Below are 21,765 nucleotides of genomic sequence, written 5' to 3' on the forward strand. Positions count from 1 at the left end.
TGTTATCCCAAACACGACACACAGACCTGACTATGAACGCGCCCACCAACGACACCCCCTCCTCAGCCGCCCCAGCACAACCCGGTTTGGAATCCTTGTCCAAATCATTTGAGCCGGCAGCCATCGAGGCACATTGGGGACCAGAGTGGGAACAGCGTGGCTACGGTGTGGCGGGGTACCGCGGTACTGCGGCGGCAAAAGACGGCGCACCCAGTTTTGCCATCCAGCTGCCACCACCCAACGTCACTGGCACCCTGCACATGGGCCATGCGTTTAACCAAACCATCATGGACAGCCTCACGCGCTACCACCGCATGTTGGGCCACAACACAGTGTGGGTGCCAGGCACTGACCACGCCGGTATTGCCACGCAAATTGTGGTGGAGCGCCAGCTGCAAGGCGAGGGCCTCAGCCGCCACGACATGGGTCCAACACCAGCCGAGGCACGCAAGAACTTTGTGGCCCGTATATGGGAATGGAAGCATCAAAGCGGCAATACCATTACCAATCAAATGCGCCGCATGGGCGACAGTGTGGACTGGTCGCGCGAGTACTTCACCATGGACGACGACTTGTCGCAAACCGTCACCGAGACCTTTGTGCGCCTGTACGAGCAAGGCCTGATTTACCGCGGCAAGCGCTTGGTGAACTGGGACCCCATACTCATGTCCGCTGTGAGCGACCTAGAGGTGGAAAGCGAAGAGGAGGACGGCTCGTTGTGGCACATCAGCTACCCGCTGGCTGACGACTCTGGCCACCTGGTGGTGGCCACCACCCGCCCCGAGACCATGCTGGGCGACGTGGCCGTGATGGTGCACCCCGAAGACGAGCGCTACAAGCACTTGATTGGCCAAATGGTGAAGCTGCCACTGAGCGAGCGCGAGATACCCGTCATTGCCGATGAGTATGTCGACAAGGCCTTTGGCACCGGCGTGGTGAAGGTAACACCTGCGCACGATGTGAACGACTACGCTGTGGGCCAGCGCCACAAACTGCCGCTGATTTGCATTCTCAACTTGGACGCCACTGTGAACCACGAAGCGCCCGAGAAATACCGTGGCCTAGACCGCTTTGCCGCGCGTAAAGCGGTGGTGGCTGACTTGCAAGCCGCTGGCAACTTGGTGGAGGTGAAAAAGCACAAGCTCATGGTGCCGCGCTGCGCACGCACAGGCCAGGTGGTAGAGCCCATGCTCACAGACCAATGGTTTGTTGCCATGAGCCAAGTGGGCGCGGGCGACGCCACCGGCAAAAGCATTGCGCAAAAGGCCATTGACGCCGTCGCTGAAGGCAACGTCACCTTCTACCCAGAAAACTGGGTGAATACCTACAACCAGTGGATGAACAACATACAAGACTGGTGTATCAGCCGCCAACTGTGGTGGGGCCACCAAATACCCGCTTGGTACGACCAGGACGGCAAGGTGTACGTGGCCCGCAACGAGGCCGAGGCGCAAGCCAAAGCAGACAAGGTGGGCCCTGGCAAAACGCTCAAGCGCGACGACGACGTGCTGGACACGTGGTACTCGTCTGCACTGGTGCCCTTCTCGACCATGGGTTGGCCCAATAAAACCCCAGAGATGGACTTGTACCTGCCCTCAAGCGTGCTGGTCACTGGCTACGACATCATTTTCTTTTGGGTGGCGCGCATGATCATGATGACCACGCACTTCACCGGTCAAGTGCCCTTCAAGCATGTGTACATACACGGCCTGGTACGCGATGCGCAAGGCCAAAAAATGAGCAAGTCTGAGGGCAACGTATTAGACCCGGTTGACTTGATTGACGGTATCGAGCTGGCACCCCTGCTGGACAAACGCACCACCGGCTTGCGCAAGCCTGAAACTGCACCCAAGGTGCGCAAGAACACCGAAAAGGAATTTCCGCAAGGCATACCCGCCTTTGGCGCAGATGCGCTGCGCTTTACGTTTGCCTCGCTGGCAAGCTTGGGCCGCTCTATCAACTTTGACGCCAAGCGCTGCGAAGGCTACCGCAACTTTTGCAACAAGCTGTGGAACGCCACGCGCTTTGTGCTGATGAACTGTGAAGGCCAGGACTGCGGCCTGATGGAGCACACCAAAGCCGACTGCGTGGTGGGCGGCAAAGCCCACGGCTACATGAGCTTTAGCCAGGCTGACCGCTGGATCACGTCCAGCCTGCAACGCGTTGAAGCCGACGTCGCCAAGGGCTTTGCCGACTACCGTTTAGACAATGTGGCCAACAGCATCTACAGCTTTGTGTGGGACGAGTTTTGTGACTGGTACCTGGAAATTGCCAAGGTGCAAATTCAAAACGGCAACGAGGCGCAGCAACGCGCGACGCGCCGCACGCTCATTCGCACACTTGAAACCATTTTGCGCATGGCACACCCCATTGTTCCCTTCATCACCGAGTCATTGTGGCAAACCGTAGCGCCTGTGGCTGGGCGCGGTGGTGAGTCCGTCAGCGTGGCCGCCTACCCCGTTGCCCAACTTGATCGCATTGACGCCGCTGCGGAGGCGGACATCGCCAAACTCAAGTCGTGGGTAGAGCAGTGCCGCAACTTGCGCGGCGAGATGGGCTTGTCACCGGCCAACCGCGTGCCGCTGTTTGTGCTGGGCGACCATGCCTTTGTTGAAACCTACGGCCCCGCGCTCAAAGCCTTGGCCAAGTTGTCTGAAGTGCGCAGCTTTGCCAATGAAGCCGAATGGGCCGCCGCCGGCGACGGTGCACCTGTTGTAGAGCTGGGCACTGCACGCGCCTGTGTGTTTGTAGAGGTAGACGTGGCCGCAGAGACCGCTCGTTTGGGCAAAGAAATTGCCAAGCTTGAAGCCGAAATCGCCAAAGCCAATGGCAAGCTTGGCAACGAGGCCTTTGTAGCCAAAGCCCCGCCGGCCGTGATTGAGCAAGAGCGCGCACGCGTGGCCGAGTTTGGTGACAAGCTGGCCAAGATGCAAGGCCAGGTGGCCAAGCTGAAAGCCAAAGCTTAAAAGCCAGGCCTCACAACAACAAAGGCAGCCCTGAGGCTGCCTTTGTTGTGTCTGGCACGCTGACGTTGACTATCAGCGACGCTTCAACACAAAGCTGTAGTCTGGACCAGCGCTGTCCACCCAACATTTCATTGCCGGTTTGTTTGGCAAAGGCCTGAAAGTCGCGCACAGAGCCCTGGTCTGTGGACACCACACGCAGCAGCTGGCCAGAACTCAACTCTGCAAGCGCCTTTTTGGCTTTCAAAATGGGCAATGGGCAGTTCAGGCCGCGAGCGTCTAATTCTTTGTCGATATTCATGGCGGTAGGTTGCAAAGCGATAAAGTGAGATTTTACCCAGCACAGTAATCACCATGCCAGCGTGAGCGTTTATCAGGGCTTGGGCATCTCCATCCACTGCGGCTCAATGCCCTTGGACTGCAGCCAGTGCGCCATGGCCATTCCAGTGCCGCCTGGCCAGCATTTGATGGCCTCTGGCTTGAACAGCTTGTACTCCAGCAGCTCTGGGCTTAGGCGCACTTCGCCGTGCGCCAGCGCATGGTAAGCAATGATGACCTGGTTCATGCGCTGAAAGTCATAAACACCCACCAAATGAAGCTCGCTCACGCTTAAATTGGTTTCTTCCGCAATCTCGCGTGCAATGCCCTGCGTGGGTGACTCGCCCGCCTCCATAAAGCCGGTGATGAGTGCAAACATACGCCCAGACCAAGCCGCGTTGCGCGCCAGCAATACGTGGCCGTCGTATTCAACAATGGCGCCCAGCACAGGCGTGGGGTTATTCCAGTGCGTAAAGTCGCAAGCCGTGCAACGCAGCCGTTCGGTGGGGCCGCCGTCTTCATGTTGCGTTTGCAAGGACAACGGGGCCGCACACTGCGGACAAAAACGGTAATTGGCCATCGCGCCAGACACGGTAGCGCTCAAGCGGGAAACACGCCTGTGGACAAGTAGCGGTCGCCCCTGTCACACACAATAAACACGATGGTGGCGTTGTCAACTTCACTGGCCAACTGCAAGGCCACTTGCGCCGCACCAGCAGCCGAAATACCAGCAAAAATACCCTCTTCACGCGCCAATCTGCGGCACATGTCTTCAGCGCTTTGTTGGCTTACCAAACGCAGCTCATCCACATTGGCCGGGTCATAGATCTTGGGCAAATACTCGATAGGCCACTTGCGTATACCAGGTATGCGAGAGCCCTCTTCGGGTTGCGCACCCACAATGCGCACCTCTTTGTTTTGTTTTTTTAGAAACCGTGACACGCCAGTAATGGTTCCAGTGGTGCCCATGGCACTCACAAAGTGCGTCACACGCCCAGACGTGTCCTGCCAAATTTCCGGGCCAGTGGTTTCAAAGTGAATGCGTGGGTTGTCGCTGTTGGCGAACTGGTCTAACACCACGCCCTCGCCCTTGTTGCGCATTTGCTCGGCCAAGTCTCTTGCGTATTCCATGCCGCCACTTTTAGGCGTGAGTATCAGCTCAGCACCAAACGCCTTCATGGTTTGTGCGCGCTCAATAGACAAGTCTTCCGGCATGATCAACACCATGCGATAGCCTTTGATGGCAGCGGCCATGGCCAAGGCGATGCCGGTGTTGCCAGAGGTGGCCTCTATCAGCGTATCGCCGGGCTTGATGTCTCCGCGCTCTTGCGCACGCTGAATCATGGACAAGGCCGGGCGGTCTTTCACAGAACCAGCCGGGTTGTTGCCCTCCAGCTTGCCCAAAATAACGTTGCCACGCGCCTCGCACACCTCACGGCCAATGCGCTGCAAAGCCACCAGCGGCGTTTTGCCAATAGCAGCTTCAATGGTGGGGTAAACGTTGGCGCTGGAGGGAGGTACGGTAGACATAACAATAAATGGACTGGTTGCAGCCATGGAATAACAACAAACGCAACTGTGCCACAAACACCGCAGCGGCACCGATCGCACCAACACAATCATTTGCAAATCTTTTTAAGCGCGCCAAGAAGCCACAAAAAACTGTGCCATAATCGCTGTCTTCGATACCCGCCGGGGTGGCGAAATTGGTAGACGCAGCAGATTCAAAATCTGCCGGTGCAAAACACCGTGCCGGTTCGAGTCCGGCCCTCGGCACCAAAGATCAAGCCCTAAAGCAGACCTGCTTTAGGGCTTTTTTCTTGCCCATTCAACTGTCAACGCCAAGACCCCACTGGATAGTGGCCAGGCCAACAGGCTTGCGAATCAGTCAAAATAGCCGGTTTAGCACTCTTTGCACCATTGGCCATGCGCATTCACCACGGACTACCCACCAACCACAGCCGCAGTTTGCTGGCGGGTAGCTGCGCGCTGACAATTGGCAACTTTGATGGCGTACACCGGGGCCACCAAGCCATGTTGGCGCTGCTCACCAACGAGGCGCGCTTGCGCGGCATACCCAGCTGCGTCATGGTGTTTGAGCCGCACCCGCGCGACTACTTTGCGCAAGCCATGAACAAGCCGGAAATGGCTCCGGCGCGTATTGCTAAGCTGCGCGACAAATTGGCCGCGCTACAAGACTGCGGCATAGACCAATGTGTGGTGCTGCCCTTTGACCAGCGATTGGCCAGCCAAACACCCCATGCGTTTATCAACGACACCCTGGTTGCCGGCTTGGGTGCCAAATACGTACTGGTAGGCGACGACTTTAAATTTGGCGCCAAACGCGCTGGCGACTACCAGCTGCTGGACGCGCAGGGTCAGCGCCTGGGCTTTGACGTGGCCCGCATGATGAGCTACGAAGTACACGGTCTGCGGGTAAGCAGTTCTGCTGTGCGCGACGCCTTGAGCGCGGGCGACATGGACAAAGCCACAGCCTTGCTGGGGCGTCCCTACCGGGTATCAGGCCACGTGGTACACGGGCGCAAGCTGGGGCGCGAGCTCGGCTTTAGAACGCTGAATGTGCGCTTTGCACACTGGAAACCAGCTGCCAGCGGTATTTTTGTGGTGCAGGTGCATGGCCTGGACAACCAACCCATAGCGGGCGTCGCCAATCTGGGCATCAGACCCTCACTAGACCCAACCGATGTCAACGGCGGGCGGGTGCTGCTGGAAACCCATTGCCTGGACTGGCCAAGCAGCATGGCGCAGACCCTGCCCGGTGGTGAGGCCTACGGTAAAATCATCTCAGTGGATTTACTACACAAACTACACGACGAGCGGAAATACGAGGGTCTGGACGCCTTGATTGCAGGCATTCACCAAGACTGCGACGACGCGCGCGCCTATTTGGCCAGCAACGCCGCGTCTGGCCACACCTCGGTGCACACCGAAACCCAGCGCCAAACCACACGCGACCGAATTTGAAGCTCGCACCAATCTGCGCTTTATCGCCTGCCTCACGGCACGCTGGTAAGCCTCTTTTGTCCGCCCATGCGCCAAAGCGCTGCGGGCCACTTTTTAGCCTCACGTAAAGACCCAACTCATGTCCAGCGACAACTCCGGCACCAAGACCGATTACAGCAAAACCCTCAACCTGCCGGACACACCGTTCCCCATGCGCGGTGACTTGCCAAAGCGCGAGCCACAGTGGGTGGCTGACTGGGAAGCCAAGGGCACCTACCAGCGCTTGCGCGACGCACGCGTTGGCAGGCCAAAGTTTGTGCTGCACGACGGCCCGCCCTACGCCAACGGCCAAATCCACATTGGCCACGCCGCCAACAAAGTGCTCAAAGACATGATCGTGAAAGCAAGGCAGCTGGCCGGCTTTGACGCGCAATACATTCCTGGCTGGGACTGCCACGGCTTGCCCATTGAAAACGCCATTGAAAAACTGCACGGACGCAACTTGGCGCGCGACGACATGCAAGCCAAAAGCCGCGCCTTTGCCACCGAGCAAATTGGCCAGCAAATGGTCGACTTCAAACGCTTAGGACTGTTGGGCCAATGGGATAAGCCCTACCGCACCATGGACTTTGCCAACGAAGCCAATGAAATCCGCGCCTTCAAGCGCGTGATGGAACGCGGCTTTGTGTACCGTGGCTTAAAGCCTGTGCACTGGTGTTTTGACTGTGCCAGCTCACTGGCCGAGTTTGAAATTGAATATGCAGACAAGAAGAGCCAAACCCTGGACGTAGCCTTTGAAGCGGCACAGCCTGCCCAACTCAGCGCCGCGTTTGGCCTGGCCGCACTGCCCAAGCCATCGCTTAAAAGCTTTGTGGTGATTTGGACCACCACGGCTTGGACCATTCCCGCCAACCAAGCCCTCAACGTCAACCCCGAGTTGGTCTACGCCCTGGTTGAAACCACCAAGGGCTATTTGCTGTTGGCCCAGGACCTGGTCGCCAGCTGTTTAGAGCGCTACCAGCTAGAAGGCACAGTGGTCGCCACCTGCAAGGGACAAGCGCTTGATCACTTGACGTTTAAACACCCTTTGTTTGACGTACACGCTGGCTACCAGCGGTTGTCACCCATTTACTTGGCCGACTACGCCACAGCCTCAGACGGCACCGGCATTGTGCACTCATCGCCAGCCTATGGTGTGGATGACTTCAACTCATGCGTGGCCAACGGCCTAGCCTTTGACGACATCTTGAACCCCGTGCAAGGCAATGGCTGCTATGAAGAAACCCTGCCCTTGTTTGGCGGCATGCACATTTGGAAGGCTGCACCACGCATCATAGAAGTGTTGGGCGAAGCTGTCCGCCTAATGGCCACCCAGAACATAAGCCACAGCTACCCGCACTGCTGGCGCCACAAAACGCCAGTGATCTACCGCGCTGCGGCGCAGTGGTTTGTACGCATGGACGAAGGCGACGGCGTATTCACCAAAGACAAAGCGCCACAAACCCTGCGCCAGCTGGCTTTGGCCGCTATCGAGCAAACCGAGTTTCACCCGGAAAACGGCAAAACGCGTCTGCGCGACATGATTGCCAACCGCCCGGACTGGTGTATCAGCCGCCAGCGTAGCTGGGGTGTGCCGTTGCCGTTCTTGATGGACATCAACTCGGGCGAGCTACACCCGCGCACGCCAGACATCATCGACTTGGCAGCCGCTGTCGTAGAGCAAGGCGGCATTGAGGCCTGGAGCAAACTCAGCGCCGCAGACATTGTGGCGGCCATCAACGAGCCCGCAGCCACAGCCGCCCACTACACCAAGAGCACAGACATTTTGGAAGTATGGTTTGACTCTGGCACCACGCACACCACCGTGCTTAAAGGATCGCACGCAGGCGCGGCCCACGAGTCTGGCCCTGAGGCCGACCTGTACCTGGAAGGCCACGACCAACACCGCGGTTGGTTCCACTCATCGCTGTTGACAGCCTGTGCCATGTATGGCCGAGCGCCCTACAAGAGCCTACTGACCCACGGCTTTACGGTTGACGGCCAGGGCCGCAAGATGAGTAAAAGCGTGGGCAACGTGGTGGCACCGCAAACCATCAGCTCCAAAATGGGCGCTGAGATTATCCGATTGTGGGTGGCTTCGACCGACTACTCTGGCGACTTGGGCATTGATGACAAAATCCTGGCTCGCGTGGTAGACGGCTACCGCCGCATTCGCAACACGCTGCGCTTTTTAATGGCCAATACCAGCGACTTCAACATCGCTATAGACGCCGTGGCCATTGAGGACATGCTGGAAATTGACCGCTTTGCCATGGGCCTGGCGGCCAACATGCAGGCAGACATATTGGCGCACTTTGATCGCTACGAGTTTCACCCTGTGGTAGCCAAACTGCAAATCTATTGCTCTGAAGACTTGGGCGGCTTTTACCTGGACGTGCTCAAGGACCGCTTGTACACCAGCGCACCCAAGTCATTGGCAAGGCGCAGTGCGCAAACCGCACTATGGCACATCAACCAGGCCATGCTGCGCTGGATGGCACCGTTCTTGAGCTTTACAGCTGAAGAAGCCTGGGCCATTTTGGCGCCAGAGCAAGGCTCAATTTTTGTGCAAACCTACGCTGAGCTACCCGCAGCAGATGAAGCCTTGCAAGCCAAGTGGGCACGCATTCGCGAGATACGCGAAGTGGCCAACAAGGCCATTGAAGAGCGCCGCGCCGCAGGCGACATAGGCTCATCATTGCAAGCCGAGTTGCTCGTAGGTGCGCCACAGGCTGATTTGGCTTTGTTGCAAAGCTTGGGCGACGACTTGCGCTTTGTCTTCATCACCTCCAGGGTCACGCTCGAAGCAGCTGATCGCTTGCGCGTAGCCGTGCAAGCCAGCGGTGACGCCAAGTGTGAGCGCTGCTGGCACTATGTGGCCGATGTAGGCACGCACGCCCAACATGCCACACTATGTGGACGTTGCGTGGCCAATATCTCTTAATGCATTGACAGGCAATAATCGAACTATTTGGTATTTTTGGTATTGAATGATGAACACCACGCACCTACATGTTTGAACGTAAAAAAAGCACACCCTTTGGCGTATGGCTGGCTTTCGCGGCTGTTGTGGTCCTGATTGACCAGCTCACCAAAGCGTTGATCATCTCCAACTTTGCCACTGGCGGCGGGGTGGTGGTCACAGACTTTTTCAACATCGTGCGCGTACACAACTACGGCGCAGCCTTTTCATTTCTGGCCACCGAAGGCGGCTGGCAGCGCTGGTTGTTTACCGGCATTGCAGTAGCGACTGTGGTGTGGATTGTGTGGATGCTCAAAAGCCAGGGCACACAAACCCTGTTCTCCTTTGCACTGAGCTGCATCATGGGCGGCGCAATAGGCAACGTCCTGGATCGCATCATGCACGGCTATGTGGTGGACTTTTTAGACTTCCATTGGCGGTGGCTCACACCCGTGTTTTACCAAGGCCACTTCCCCGCTTTCAATGTGGCGGACGCAGCCATCACCATTGGCGCCGTGTCGCTGATTGCCGACGAAATCATTCGTGTTAGCCGCACCAAACGCAGCGCACAATAAGCAACTGCCCAACAAGCAACCCACACACAACAAGGAGCTCCCCATGCCTGCACTGTTACCCAACGTTGACCCAGACGGCTTGCTCGAGTTTTCAGTGGTCTACACAGACCGCTCGCTCAACCACATGTCCAAGCGCTTTGGCGACGTCATGCGCGACATTGGCAGCATGCTGAAGACCGCATACCACGCACACAGCGTGGTGCTGGTGCCAGGTAGTGGCAGCTTTGGTATGGAGTCTGTGGCTCGGCAGTTTGCCCACAAGCAGCACGTGATGGTGATTCGCAACGGCTACTTCAGTTACCGCTGGACACAAATTTTTGATATGGGCGGCTTCACCCAAAGCCACACCGTCTTGAAAGCCAGACCCGCCAGCACTGAGGCGCAAGCTGCATGGTCACCCGCCCCCATTGCGGACGTGGTGGCGGCAATTGCCGCCGAAAAGCCCGCCGTGGTGTTTGCACCGCACGTGGAAACCGCAGCTGGCATGATGCTGCCCGACGACTACTTGAAAGCCGTAGCTGACGCGGTGCACGCAGTCGGCGGCTTGTTTGTACTGGATTGCATTGCCTCAGGCGCCATGTGGGTCGATATGCAAGCCACAGGCGTAGACGTGCTGATCAGCGCGCCCCAAAAAGGCTGGAGCAGCACACCCTGCTGCGCCATGGTTATGCTCAGCGAGCGCGCCAGAAGCGCCATTGACTCGACCACCAGCACCACCTTTGCCATGGACCTGAAGCGCTGGTTGGGCATTATGGAAACCTACGAAGGCGGCGGTCACGCTTACCACACCACCATGCCTACAGACGCACTCACCAAGCTGCGCGACACCATGGCCGAGACGCAAGCCTATGGCTTTGACCGTGTGCGCGAGGAACAAATGACCTTGGGTGCCAAAGTCCGCGCCTTGCTGGAGCAACACGGCTTTACCTCAGTCGCCGCTGCCGGTTTTCAAGCACCGGGCGTAGTGGTCAGCTTTACCACCGACCCAGGCTTGCAATCGTCCAAGAAGTTTTTAGAAGTGGGCCTGCAAACCGCCGCGGGCGTGCCCTTGCAGTGTGACGAAGGTCCAGACTTCATGACCTTTCGCATAGGCTTGTTTGGCCTGGACAAATGGCACGACAGCGACCGCGCCGTAGCCGCCCTCGCCAAAGCCTTGTCTACAGTCGCCCCCGCCGCTCAGGCTGCTTAAGCCAAGCTTGTCACACCCAAGCTGATTGGGTGTGTCCATGGCGGCACGTCACGCCACACCCACGGCGCCCTGTGTTGCCGCGCTTACACCGTCAAAATGGTACAGCCAGTGGTCTTGCGCGCCTCCAGGTCGGCATGTGCCTGCGCCACGTCTTTGAGCGCATAGCGTTGGTCAATGCGAATGTTGACGGCGCCGCTGCCTACCACTTCAAACAAATCATCAGCCATGGCCTGCGTGGCTTCGCGGCTGCTGATGTGGCTGAACAACGTTTGGCGGGTTAAGTACAAAGAGCCTTTAGGGCCCAACATGCCTGGCGCAACAGGGTCTACCGGACCAGAAGCGTTGCCAAAACTGGCCATCAGACCAAAGGGGCGCAAGCAGTCTATAGAGCCCGCGAAGGTGTCTTTGCCAACAGAGTCGTAAACCACTTTCACGCCTTTGCCACCAGTGATGTCTTTCACGCGAGCAACAAAATCTTCGGTTTGGTAGTTGATGGTGTGCGCTGCACCGTGGGCTTTGGCCAGCTCGCACTTCTCATCAGAGCCAGCGGTACCAATGAGCTGCAAGCCCAGGTGCTTGGCCCATTGGCAGGCAATCAGGCCTACGCCACCTGCGGCAGCATGAAACAACACATGATCACCCGCTTGCAAGCCTTGTACGGGCAAGGTTTTTTTCAGCAGGTACTGGGCTGTCAAGCCTTTAAGCATCATGGCCGCGCCCGTCTCAAAACTGATGGCATCAGGCAGCACGCACACATTCATGGCGGGCATGACGCGCACTTCAGCGTAAGCGCCTGGCGGCTGGGAGGCGTATGCCACGCGGTCGCCGGCCTTCAGGTGCGTGACACCGGCGCCAACCGCCTCCACCACGCCCGCACCTTCCATGCCCAAGCCTGCTGGCAAGTTAAGAGGGTATAGACCTGCGCGAAAGTACACGTCAATAAAGTTCAGGCCAACCGCATGGTGGCGAATGCGCACCTCACCGGCGCCGGGCTCACCCACCTGTACTTCAACCCACTTGAGTTGCTCTGGGCCGCCGGTTTGGTTGAATTGAATGGCGTTGCTCATCATGGCTAGGTGTCCTTTAATCGTTATTGGAAGTAGCCCGTATGGTGCCAGAAAAGCCTGTTGGTTGCAGTCGCCATGGTGGCTCGCCAGAGTGGGCGACAATGGCGGCTATGACCACCCACCAGTCGCCCACATTCGTCGCTCAAACCCTCACGCTCAAGGCCGCTGTATTCCTGAGTATTCCGCCGTTGCTATGGGCTGGCAACGCCATTGTGGGCCGCCTGGTGGCAGATGTGGTGCCGCCCATGACACTCAATTTGTTGCGCTGGACACTGGCCAGTGTGCTGCTGGCACCTTTTGCGCTTGGCATCTGGAAGCAGCGCCACACCTTGCTGGCCGCCTGGCCCAGGCTGGCGTTATTGGGTTTGACGGGCATGGGTTGCTACAACTCGTTTCAATACCTGGCGCTCAAAACCTCTACACCCATGAACGTGACGCTGGTGGCGGCCAGCATGCCCGTCTGGGTCCTGCTGATTGGCAGCGTGTTTTTTGGGCAACGTATCAGCACCAGGGCCTGGGTCGGTGCAGCCCTGTCGCTGGCCGGCGTGTTGCTGGTGCTGCTGCGCGGTGACTTGTCGCAAATTGGCAGCGTGCAATTGGTGGCAGGCGATGGCTGGATGATTCTGGCCACTTGGGCCTGGGCCACTTACAGCTGGCTGCTGTCCAGCCCCTCGCCGGCCCAAGCGCAGCTCAAGTCGGACTGGATCACCTACCTCATGGCCCAAATGCTGTTTGGCGTGGTGTGGTCAGGCGTTTTTACCAGCGCAGAGTGGGCGTGGCCTGCCTTGCAGGGCAGCGCCCCACCCACGCTGGTTTGGGGCTTGCCTTTGATGGCGGCCTTGGCCTACGTGGCGGTGGGCCCTGCCCTCATTGCCTACCGCTGTTGGGGCGCAGGCATTGCCATTGCAGGCGCCTCAGTGGCTGGCTTTTTTGCCAACCTCACCCCATTGTTTGCGGCTGTACTGTCCACCCTGATACTGGGCGAGGCGCCGCACGGCTACCACGTCGTCGCTTTTGCGCTGATTGTGGGCGGCATTGTGGTGTCCAGCCGCAAGCCGCGCGCCATGCCTTGATACGCAAGTTGCGTTAAAACGCGCCCGCGTAAGCACCGCCATCAGCGAGTATGTTTTGGCCGTTGATAAAGCCCGCGTGTTGGCTGCACAAAAATGCGCAAATGGCACCAAACTCATCTGCCGTGCCAAAGCGCTTGGCCGGAATGGTTTGACGGCGTTGGTCCATGATGGCCTGCACTGGCTTGTCGGCTTTTTTGGCCGCACCCGCCATGGTTTGCTTCAGACGGTCTGTCTCAAACGCGCCAGGCAGCAAGTTGTTAATGGTCACGCCTTGAGCGGCAATGCCACTGCGCGCCACACCCGCAACAAAACCGGTCAGGCCTGAACGGGCGCCGTTAGATAGTCCCAAAATATCAATCGGTGCCTTCACTGCGCCACTGGTGATGTTGACTATGCGTCCAAAGCCGCGCTGGGCCATACCGTCTACCGTGGCCTTGATCAGCTCAATGGGGGTGAGCATGTTGGCATCAATAGCGGCCAACCAGTGCTCGCGCTCCCAATCTCTGAAGTCACCGGGTGGGGGGCCGCCCGCATTGGTTACCAACACGTCAAAGTTCATGCCTGGCCCGCCCACTGCTTGCCAAATAGAAGCGCGCCCCTCTGGCGTGGTGACATCACTGGCCACGCCAATGACCTGCGCACCATCGCCAATGGCCTTGAGCTTGGCCACAGCGTCATACAAGGGCAGCTCGGTACGTGCAGCCACCACCACATTGCAGCCCGCTTGTACCAAATTGGCCGCACAACCAAAACCCAAGCCTTTACTGGCACCACATACCAGGGCCCACTTGCCCTTTAAACCCAAGTCCATTGCTTTACTCCAATAAAGTTCAAAAAATACGCACCGCTACGCGAGGCGCTTCAGGCGACTGGCCCAAAAAACGCCCAACAATACCAATATGGTGCCCGCCACTATCCAGGCATTCAACGGCTCACCCAATAGGACACTGCCCATGATGAGGGTGGACATAGGCCCAATCATGCCAAACTGCGACGCCAGGCCTGCGCCAATGCGCTCAATACCCATCATCACCAGCACAACGGGCACCGCCGTACAAAACACTGCGTTGAATACCGATAGTTGTATGACCTCAGGCGCCACCATCGCTGCACTCAAGGGGCGCAACACCACAAACTGTGCAATGCACAACAAACAGGCCACAGTGGTAGCCAGGCCCACCAAGCGCAAGCTGCCCAGCTGCTTGACAAACTCACCGCTGAACATCAGGTACACGGCGTAGCTCACGGCACTGCCGAACACCAGCAAAGTGCCAATGGCTGTTGCCGAACCCTCAAAACTCACCTCGTGCGCAAACACCAGCAACACGCCCGCATAGCTCACGCCCATGGCCAACGCCTGCTGCAGTGTGATGCGCTGGCCGTACACCAGCCAGGCCAACAGCAACACCAGCGTAGGGTTGAGGTATAACACCAAGCGCTCAAGGCTGGCCGTGATGTACTGCAAGCCCCAAAAATCCAAAAAACTGGCCATGTAATAGCCGGAAAAACCAAGCCCCAGCACAGCCAACCACTGTCGCTTGCCCAACGCTGGCTTGCCGCGCCCAGCCCACCACGCCATAGCGACAAACAGCGGCAAGGCAAACAGCATGCGGTACATCAACAAGGTCACCGCATCAACGCCATAGCGGTATGCCAACTTCACAATAATGGCTTTGCCGCTGAAGGCAATAGCACCGACAGCGGCCATGAGCATGCCTGCGCCAAGGCTGGCACCGACGCCCGTTTTAGCCTGCACGTTGCAATGTCTCACAGATACGATGTTGCATAAAAAACGCTACCGGCCGGGGTGAATGGGCTTGTTGATGTCAGTTGGGATCTTGCAGCCCGGCGGCATTGCACACCTTGTAGACCCGCCCCTGCTTGTCCAAAGGCTCTATCAGACCTTCGCGCACAAAGGCGCTGATGGTGCGGCTCACCGTTTCTAGCTGCAAGTCCATCATGGCGCCCATGTCTTCGCGTGAAAACAAGGTCACCAAATCCGCATCGGCGCTGGTACGCATCTTCAGCACCAGGTTGCCCACGCGTTGTCGTGCGGTGCCAAAGTTCAAGTCGGCCAGCCAGTCATCGGCCTCTTTAAGGCTTTTGTGCCACGCGCCTAGCAAGCGCTGGTGCACGCGCGGTGTGTGCTCGTTCAATCGGTTGACCACGGCCACCGGTATGCGACACACCTTCACGCTAGACAAGGCAACGGCGTCGTTGTCCACTTGGCCGCTGGCCAACACCTCCAGGCCAATCACGTCACCCGGACGCAAAATGCGCACAATGCGGGCACGTCCGTCCACCGAGTTGCGTACCAGCTTGATCATGCCCACGCGCAGGGTAAGCACGTGCGCCACTTTGTCGCCGCGCGACTGCAGCAGCGCGCCAGGCGCGAACTCTAAATCATCTATGGGCGAATGTATGAGGTTGAAGTCTTGCTCTTGCAAGTCCCCAAACAAAGCCAACTCGCGTATACCGCAGTCGCGACAGTCGGAGGTCCCCTTCCATGCGGACTCGGTCTTAATCGGTATCACGCGTGTACATCCCCGTGCACACGCTTTTGCAAGCGCTTCAACATCCACCACACCAGCAGCGCAATAACAGGCACGGCCACAGCCATGGTCATCTCGGGCGAAAACGGCCAACCCACTGCTTTGCCACCTTTGGCCATATAGCCCAATAAACCTGTGAGGTAATAGGTAATAGCGGCCACGGACAAGCCCTCCACCGTGGACTGCAGTTTGAGCTGCAGTTCTTGGCGCTGGTTCATGGTGGTCAGCAAGGCACGGCTGCTGTCTTGCTGCTCAATTTCCACACGGGTGCGTAGCAAGTTGCTCATGCGAGAGATACGCTCGGATAAAGCTTGCTGACGGCGCTGTGACCAGTCGCAGGTGCTCATGGCTGGAGTCAAGCGGCGCTGCATGAAGTCCTTGATGGACTGCAAGCCTTCCAAGCGCTCTTCGGCTATGTCGTCAATGCGGCGCATCACCAGGTCAAAGTAGGCACTGCTTGCTGAAAAACGCGAATGCGTGGCCGCGTAATAGCCCTCTACCTCGCCAGCCAATCGCGTCAATCTGTCCAGCAAGGCAGGTTCATCATCTGGCCTTGCTGTTCGAATAGCCTGGGCCAATGAGGCGAGTTCGGCCTCTCCACGGCTCAGCATGCCGGTACTATCGCGCGCTATGGGCAAGCCCAGCAGCGCCATCATGCGGTAGGTTTCAATTTCCAACAAACGCTGCACCAATCTACCCAAGCGCCGGGGCGACAACTCTCGCACCAGCACCAGCGTCTGAGTGGCGCCGTCTGCCTGAATCGCAAAGTCGGTAAACACCACTGCCTGGCTGTCTGCCACCACAGCGCCTGTCAGCGACTCGTCTCTGAGCGTGGCACGCACCCTGGAGCCACGCACTGCATCCGCCTCGGCAATAGCAGTCACGTGCATGTGGCACACCAGCTCACCGGGCATGCTATCCAACCACGCGGTAGGCACCACCTCAAGGGCTTTGGGCACGGCCTGGTCTGGCAGCGCTTGTGCACTCAAGTTGCGCATAAAGGTGTAGCTCACAAACTCGGTATGCATCTCCCAGCGCAACCTGAAAGCGCCCATGTCAGCGCGCATGTGATTCACACCAGCCTGGGGCTCAGGCAGGTGATGGTCGCTGAGCAACTGCGCAAAGTGGGCATGGCTGGCCTCTCGTTCATGGGACTGCAGCAACATCACCACGTGCGTTACCGCCACCGGCGGAGGCAAAGGCTCTGGCGGCCTTGCGTGAATCTCGTTGTGCAACGACAGACGTTGTGGGTGATTGTTCATACCGTGTCCAATAAGTTGGGAGTTGCGTCAGTTACTTGGCAGCATCGCGCCAAGGTTTGAACATTTTCAGCCAATGCACGGCTGGTAAAGCGTAGCGGTCTTCAATAGCTTGCGCTTGTTTGAGCAACGCCATGCGACTGGGCTCGTTGGCGCGGGCTTGGGCCAGTACCACGCAATTGCCTTCACGCGTGGGTGTGAAGGCCCAAATGGCATCTTCACCAAACACCTGCGCCATGTTGGCCATAGACACATCAAAACTGGCATGACGGCCAAACAAGTTCACAGTCATAGCCCCGTTCAGGCTTAGCAATCGCTTGCAATCTGCATAAAAATCCACACTGTCCAGCACGGGGCCTGCGGCCAAATGGTCGTACAAGTCCACTTGCAAGGCGTCTACCGCGCCGGCCCACTCGGGCTGGCGAATCACCTCGCCCGCGTCGCCCATCACCACATTCAGGCGGGCCTGGTTGGGCGGCAACTTAAACCATTGGCGGCACATCATCGCCACTTGCGGGTTGATCTCCACCGCCGTGGTGAGCATGCCCAGCTTTTTAAAGCAGTATTTGGTCAGCGCCGCTGCACCCAGCCCCAACTGCATAGCGTGCAAGTCTTTGACATCGTCCAGGTCAACAAACAACAACCACGCCATCATGCGACGCACATAGTCCAACTCAATCTCAAAAGGCTTGTCCAAGATCATGGAGCCCTGCACCCACTCAGAGCCCAAGTGCAAATAGCGCACGTCACCGTCCTCTGAAAAGTTGACTTCTGGCAGTGCTAAGGCGTCTTTGTTGGGTCTGGCCATGTTGGGTGCGATCGGCAATGAGTGAGTACAAGCTTTCAAGTATCCACCATCATTTATGCGCGTACTTCTAATGTATGCGCATAAATGTATTTTTAATGTTGAAGAAGCTGCGCCAGTTTGGGCACAACGCGCATGGCATTCGCGGTGGTTTGCTGGGCCAGCGCTACGCTGCTCACGCCACGCAAGTGCGCTACCACGCGTGCAATGGCTGGCAGGTGCACGCTTGAGTTCAGACCCTGGCTAATGCCCGCTGCGCGGTCTTTGGCGCGCACGTAAATCCACTGAGGTGGCATATCAGGGCCGTCTGTCTCCAACACCACATCGGTAGCAGGCAAGCCAGTGACCAAGCGCCTGATTTGCTGCGATGTGTCAAAGGTGGTGGTGCCGCCAAAGCCCAGCACAAAACCCATTTGTGTAAACGCTTTAGCCTGTTGCGCACTGCCGTTGAAGGCGTGTGCAATACCGCCCACAACTGGCACCTCTCTCAAATGCTTTAGCAGCGCATCAGCGCTTTGACGCACATGCAACACCACGGGTAGGTTGTGCTTGCGCGCCAGTTTGAGTTGTGCCCGATAAACATGGTGCATTTTGGACAAGGCCGCTGGCGTTTGCAACGCCGGCACAAAGCCGTCTATGCCAATTTCGCCTACACCAACCAGCCTGGGGTCGTCTCTCAAATCACCCAAAGCCTGGTCCAGCTGCGCCAACTGTAGGGGCGTGGCATCTACCGCATACAACGGGTGAATGCCCAGCACGTAGGCATCACGGTGGCAATGCGCCCAGCGGCGCACCGTGTCAAAGTTGGCCACCTCTACGGCAGGTACCACACACAAGCGCACGCCCATGGCATAGGCCTGGCCACGCAAGCTCCCGCCCGCGGCACCAAATTCTTGTGCGTCCCAATGGCAGTGCGTATCTATCAGCACGGTAGCCTTTTAAGTAGCTGACAACACCCCGCCCACCAAGGCGTATTGGCGCTGACATTGTTGCGCAAGCGTGACGTCGTGCGTCACCACCACCAGGGCAGTTTGTTGCTGCGCCGCGAGTTCACACATCAGCTCAAACACGTTTTGGGCAGCGCTTCTATCCAGATTGCCCGTGGGCTCGTCTGCCAACACGCAGGCGGGCTGCGTCACCAGCGCTCTGGCCACTGCCACGCGCTGCCGCTCACCGCCAGACAGCTCTGCAGGACGGTGATGCAAACGCTCACCCAAGCCCACTTTGCGCAACATGGCCGCAGCTTGCTCGTTGGCGCTGGCTTTGTCTTGGCGTCGAATCCACAGTGGCATGGCCACGTTGTCCAGTGCTGAGAACTCTGGCAACAAGTGATGAAATTGGTAGATGAAGCCCAAGTGTCTGTTGCGCCATTGGCTTTGCGCCTGACCGCTCATGCTGGCCCAATTACTGGCGCACAAGGACGCCTCACCACTGCTGGCCTTGTCCAGGCCGCCCAAAATATGCAGCAAGGTGCTTTTGCCAGAACCTGATGCACCCACCACGGCCACCGTCTCGCCAGCAGCAACACTTAAAGACACCTCGCGCAGTACGGTCACATCCAGGCGCCCTTCGGTAAAGCGCTTGCTGAGCTTAACGGCGCTGACGACCTCACCCATACGCTGACTCAAAAGCTCACTCATAGCGCAAAGCCTCCGCTGGATTAATGCGACTGGCACGCCAGCTGGGGTATAGCGTGGCGACAAAAGCCAACACCAACGAAATAACGGTAATGGGAAATATGTCGCCCCACCGCGGGTCGCTGGGCATGCGGCTGATGAGGTAGACGTCTTGCGGCAAAAAGCTGGCACCCACCAGTTGCTCAATAAAGGGCACGATCACGTCGACATTAAAAGCCACCAAAAGACCAAGCCCCAGGCCAGCCAAAGTACCCATGACGCCAGCGGCAGCACCTTGCACCACAAAAATACCCATCACACTGAGCGGCGTGGCGCCCAGGGTGCGCAATATGGCAATGTCTGCGCGTTTGTCGGTGACCGTCATCACCAAGGTGCTGACCAGGTTAAACGCCGCTACCGCCACGATGAGCGTGAGAATGATGGCCATCATGCGTTTTTCCACTTGCACGGCAGCAAACCAATTGCGGTTTTGTCGTGTCCAGTCACTTACCACGTAGTCAAAACCCAGGCTGGCAGACACGCTGGCCGCCACCTGCGGTGCGAGGTTGTAGTCGTCCAGCTTCAGACGCACACCGGTTGGGCCCGCCAGGCGAAACAACTTGGCTGCGTCATTCATGTGCAAGTAAGCGTAACCCGCGTCAAACTCGTAATGACCAGAGTCAAATGCGCCCAGTACCTTCATTTGCTTTAAGCGCGGCACCACGCCAGCAGGCGTCATTTGGCCGCTGGGCACTATCAGCGTGACGGTGTCGCCTGCACCCACACCCAACGAGCGCGCCAAGTTGCCGCCCACAATCACGCCAAACTCACCGCTCTTCAACTGCTCACGCAGACCAGCAGGCATGTCTGCCACCAAAGGCGTGACGTGTTGTTCCAGGGCAGGGTCTATGCCACGCAACACCACACCGCGCATATCGTCGCCCCTGGACACCAGCGCCTGCGCCGCCACAAAGGGCGCTGCGGCCAATACATGCTCTTGGGTGCCAAGGCGCTGAAGCAAGCTGGGCAAGTCTGACACGGCTTGGCCACTTGCCTCAAACACCTCAACGTGGGCCAGCACGCTGAGCATGCGGTCGCGTACCTCTTTTTGAAAGCCGTTCATCACCGACAACACAATAATGAGCGCAGCCACGCCCAGGCAAATGCCCAACATGGACACGCCGGAGATAAACGAGATAAAGCCGTTTTTTGCGCTGGATTTGGCCGCTCGGGTGTAGCGCCAGCCAATACTGAGTTCGTAGGGTATTTTCATGACGGTGATAATGACGGTTTGCCTATTGTGGCAGGCTTACCACTGGTTTCCCTTATGTCCATGCCCATTCGCCACGTCTACATAGCTGATGCCACTTGGCAGGGCGACGACGCACAGGTGCAAGCCATGGACCAGGCCATACACAACAAAGCACCACACACCCAGGCGCTGCTGGCCAGCTGGCAAGCCGTACCGCAGCCACCAGCCCTGCCTGACGACTGGGCTACGCCACTTGAGCGGGCGTGGGCCAGCGCCCTGGGCTGGCAACCCGACAGCACACACGACTTACTTGACCAGCCCCTGCCCTTGGCGGCGCTGGCGCTGAGCGACGAACTGCCCCCCAACACACCCGCGGCATGGCTACACCCTGTGCACATTACCGCTGGCATGAACGATGTACGCCTGAGCCACCCCAACGAACTGAACTTAAGTGCAAAGCACAGCCAAGACTTGCTGGCCGCTCTAAAGCCCTTGTGCACCGAGGACGGTGTTGAACTGCGATACGTCAGCTCAGACCGGTGGCTGATGGTGGGCGAACGTCTGCGCGGCATTGTGAGCCCGTCACTACAAAAGGCCGCCAACAACAGTGTGGATGGCTGGCTGCCCTTTAGCACCACCCACACCGAAGCCGCCAAGTGGATGCGCCGCCTGCAAAACGAAGCGCAAATGCTGTTTTACACACACCCTGTGCACGACCAGCGTAAAGCCCTGGGCTTGCCACCCGTTAGCGGCGTGTGGCTGCAAGGCGCTGGCGCGCTGGCGCAGCCTCTTACAACGCAAAACCAGGTTGAACAAGTGCATGACTTGTCCCTGCATGTTCACAAGCCCTTCGACTGGCAAGCCGCCTGGGCTGCACTGGACGCAAGCTGCATAAAAGCGCTGCTAAGCCTGGGCAACAGCCAGGCCATTTGCGTGAGCTTTGCCAGTCATAACGGCATCAAAACCTATGCCAGCCCCCCTTTGGCCGCCACACAACCCCAACCCAAGACAGGCAGTTGGTTGTTGGGCATGGCGCGCAAGCTCACAATGCGCCCAGCCCAACAAGCCAACACCATACCCAGTGCCCTCACGCCACACTAAGCGCGAGCAGCACACAACGACACCAGACCA

18 protein-coding genes, 1 tRNA gene and 1 pseudogene are annotated in these 21,765 nt (G+C 58.1%); 8 read left to right on the top strand and 12 right to left on the bottom strand.

The features are described 5' to 3' along the window. The first annotated feature begins 32 nt into the window (after positions 1-32). Complete coding sequence (locus LN050_05165; protein UFS57194.1) at positions 33-2,966, top strand: valine--tRNA ligase; 2,934 nt, start codon at positions 33-35, stop codon at positions 2,964-2,966. 72 nt (positions 2,967-3,038) lie between these two features. On the opposite strand, the pseudogene LN050_05170 reads toward LN050_05165, so the two are convergent. The 3 genes and pseudogenes from LN050_05170 to cysM all read right to left on the bottom strand — a co-directional run bounded on the left by LN050_05170 (position 3,039) and on the right by cysM (position 4,811). Further along, positions 3,039-3,264: pseudogene (locus LN050_05170) on the bottom strand (sulfurtransferase TusA family protein). Positions 3,265-3,336: 72 nt separating this feature from the next. Beyond that, complete coding sequence (locus LN050_05175; protein UFS57331.1) at positions 3,337-3,861, bottom strand: NUDIX hydrolase; 525 nt, start codon at positions 3,859-3,861, stop codon at positions 3,337-3,339. A gap of 20 nt (positions 3,862-3,881) precedes the next feature. After that, positions 3,882-4,811, bottom strand: coding sequence for a cysteine synthase CysM (gene cysM / locus LN050_05180; protein ID UFS57195.1), 930 nt, complete (start codon positions 4,809-4,811; stop codon positions 3,882-3,884). Between the two features lie 161 nt (positions 4,812-4,972). Here cysM and LN050_05185 point away from each other — a divergent pair. The 5 genes from LN050_05185 to LN050_05205 all read left to right on the top strand — a co-directional run bounded on the left by LN050_05185 (position 4,973) and on the right by LN050_05205 (position 11,010). After that, a tRNA-Leu gene (locus tag LN050_05185) sits at positions 4,973-5,060 on the top strand. 147 nt (positions 5,061-5,207) lie between these two features. Beyond that, positions 5,208-6,266 carry a bifunctional riboflavin kinase/FAD synthetase gene (locus LN050_05190; GenBank protein UFS57196.1) on the top strand — a complete coding sequence of 353 codons (1,059 nt, stop codon included), beginning with the start codon at positions 5,208-5,210 and terminating at the stop codon, positions 6,264-6,266. A gap of 118 nt (positions 6,267-6,384) precedes the next feature. Next, positions 6,385-9,228 (top strand): isoleucine--tRNA ligase, encoded by a 2,844-nt coding sequence (gene ileS / locus LN050_05195; protein UFS57197.1) that lies wholly within the window; start codon positions 6,385-6,387, stop codon positions 9,226-9,228. Between the two features lie 68 nt (positions 9,229-9,296). After that, positions 9,297-9,821: a signal peptidase II gene (lspA, locus tag LN050_05200; protein ID UFS57198.1), complete on the top strand. Its 525-nt coding sequence runs from the start codon at positions 9,297-9,299 to the stop codon at positions 9,819-9,821. A 43-nt stretch (positions 9,822-9,864) separates the two neighbouring features. Next, positions 9,865-11,010, top strand: a complete 1,146-nt coding sequence (locus LN050_05205) for an aminotransferase class V-fold PLP-dependent enzyme (protein UFS57199.1) — start codon at positions 9,865-9,867, stop codon at positions 11,008-11,010. 83 nt (positions 11,011-11,093) lie between these two features. Here the strand turns inward: LN050_05205 and LN050_05210 are convergent, their stop codons facing one another. Beyond that, positions 11,094-12,077, bottom strand: coding sequence for a quinone oxidoreductase (locus LN050_05210; protein UFS57332.1), 984 nt, complete (start codon positions 12,075-12,077; stop codon positions 11,094-11,096). Positions 12,078-12,187: 110 nt separating this feature from the next. On the opposite strand from LN050_05210, the gene LN050_05215 reads away from it, so the two are divergent. After that, positions 12,188-13,150: a DMT family transporter gene (locus LN050_05215; protein UFS57333.1), complete on the top strand. Its 963-nt coding sequence runs from the start codon at positions 12,188-12,190 to the stop codon at positions 13,148-13,150. A gap of 13 nt (positions 13,151-13,163) precedes the next feature. On the opposite strand, the gene LN050_05220 is transcribed toward LN050_05215, so the two are convergent. From LN050_05220 to LN050_05255, 8 genes are all read right to left on the bottom strand, one after another. Next, the gene (locus tag LN050_05220) at positions 13,164-13,961 is read right to left on the bottom strand and encodes an SDR family oxidoreductase (GenBank protein UFS57200.1); all 798 of its coding nucleotides are present in this window, start codon (positions 13,959-13,961) and stop codon (positions 13,164-13,166) included. 36 nt (positions 13,962-13,997) lie between these two features. Next, entirely contained in the window at positions 13,998-14,864 is an 867-nt protein-coding gene (locus tag LN050_05225) for a DMT family transporter (GenBank protein UFS57334.1), read from the bottom strand. Between the two features lie 112 nt (positions 14,865-14,976). Continuing rightward, a complete protein-coding gene (locus LN050_05230; GenBank protein ID UFS57201.1) occupies positions 14,977-15,684 on the bottom strand; it encodes a Crp/Fnr family transcriptional regulator in 708 nt (235 codons plus the stop codon). Next, a complete protein-coding gene (locus tag LN050_05235; protein ID UFS57202.1) occupies positions 15,681-16,964 on the bottom strand; it encodes a DUF3422 domain-containing protein in 1,284 nt (427 codons plus the stop codon). The genes LN050_05230 and LN050_05235 overlap by 4 nt, the downstream gene beginning before the upstream one ends. 31 nt (positions 16,965-16,995) lie before the next feature. Next, positions 16,996-17,769 carry a spermidine synthase gene (locus LN050_05240; protein UFS57203.1) on the bottom strand — a complete coding sequence of 258 codons (774 nt, stop codon included), beginning with the start codon at positions 17,767-17,769 and terminating at the stop codon, positions 16,996-16,998. Positions 17,770-17,861: 92 nt separating this feature from the next. Continuing rightward, the gene (locus tag LN050_05245) at positions 17,862-18,695 is read right to left on the bottom strand and encodes a TatD family hydrolase (GenBank protein ID UFS57204.1); all 834 of its coding nucleotides are present in this window, start codon (positions 18,693-18,695) and stop codon (positions 17,862-17,864) included. 9 nt (positions 18,696-18,704) lie between these two features. After that, positions 18,705-19,406 (bottom strand): ATP-binding cassette domain-containing protein, encoded by a 702-nt coding sequence (locus LN050_05250; protein UFS57205.1) that lies wholly within the window; start codon positions 19,404-19,406, stop codon positions 18,705-18,707. After that, entirely contained in the window at positions 19,399-20,655 is a 1,257-nt protein-coding gene (locus LN050_05255; GenBank protein ID UFS57206.1) for a lipoprotein-releasing ABC transporter permease subunit, read from the bottom strand. Before LN050_05255 ends, LN050_05250 begins: the two co-directional genes overlap by 8 nt. A 54-nt stretch (positions 20,656-20,709) precedes the next feature. On the opposite strand from LN050_05255, the gene LN050_05260 reads away from it, so the two are divergent. Then, positions 20,710-21,735 (top strand): hypothetical protein, encoded by a 1,026-nt coding sequence (locus tag LN050_05260; GenBank protein ID UFS57207.1) that lies wholly within the window; start codon positions 20,710-20,712, stop codon positions 21,733-21,735. Positions 21,736-21,765: the final 30 nt, after the last annotated feature.

The organism is Comamonadaceae bacterium M7527 (assembly GCA_021044545.1).
Taxonomy (GTDB): Bacteria; Pseudomonadota; Gammaproteobacteria; order Burkholderiales; family Burkholderiaceae_C; genus RS62.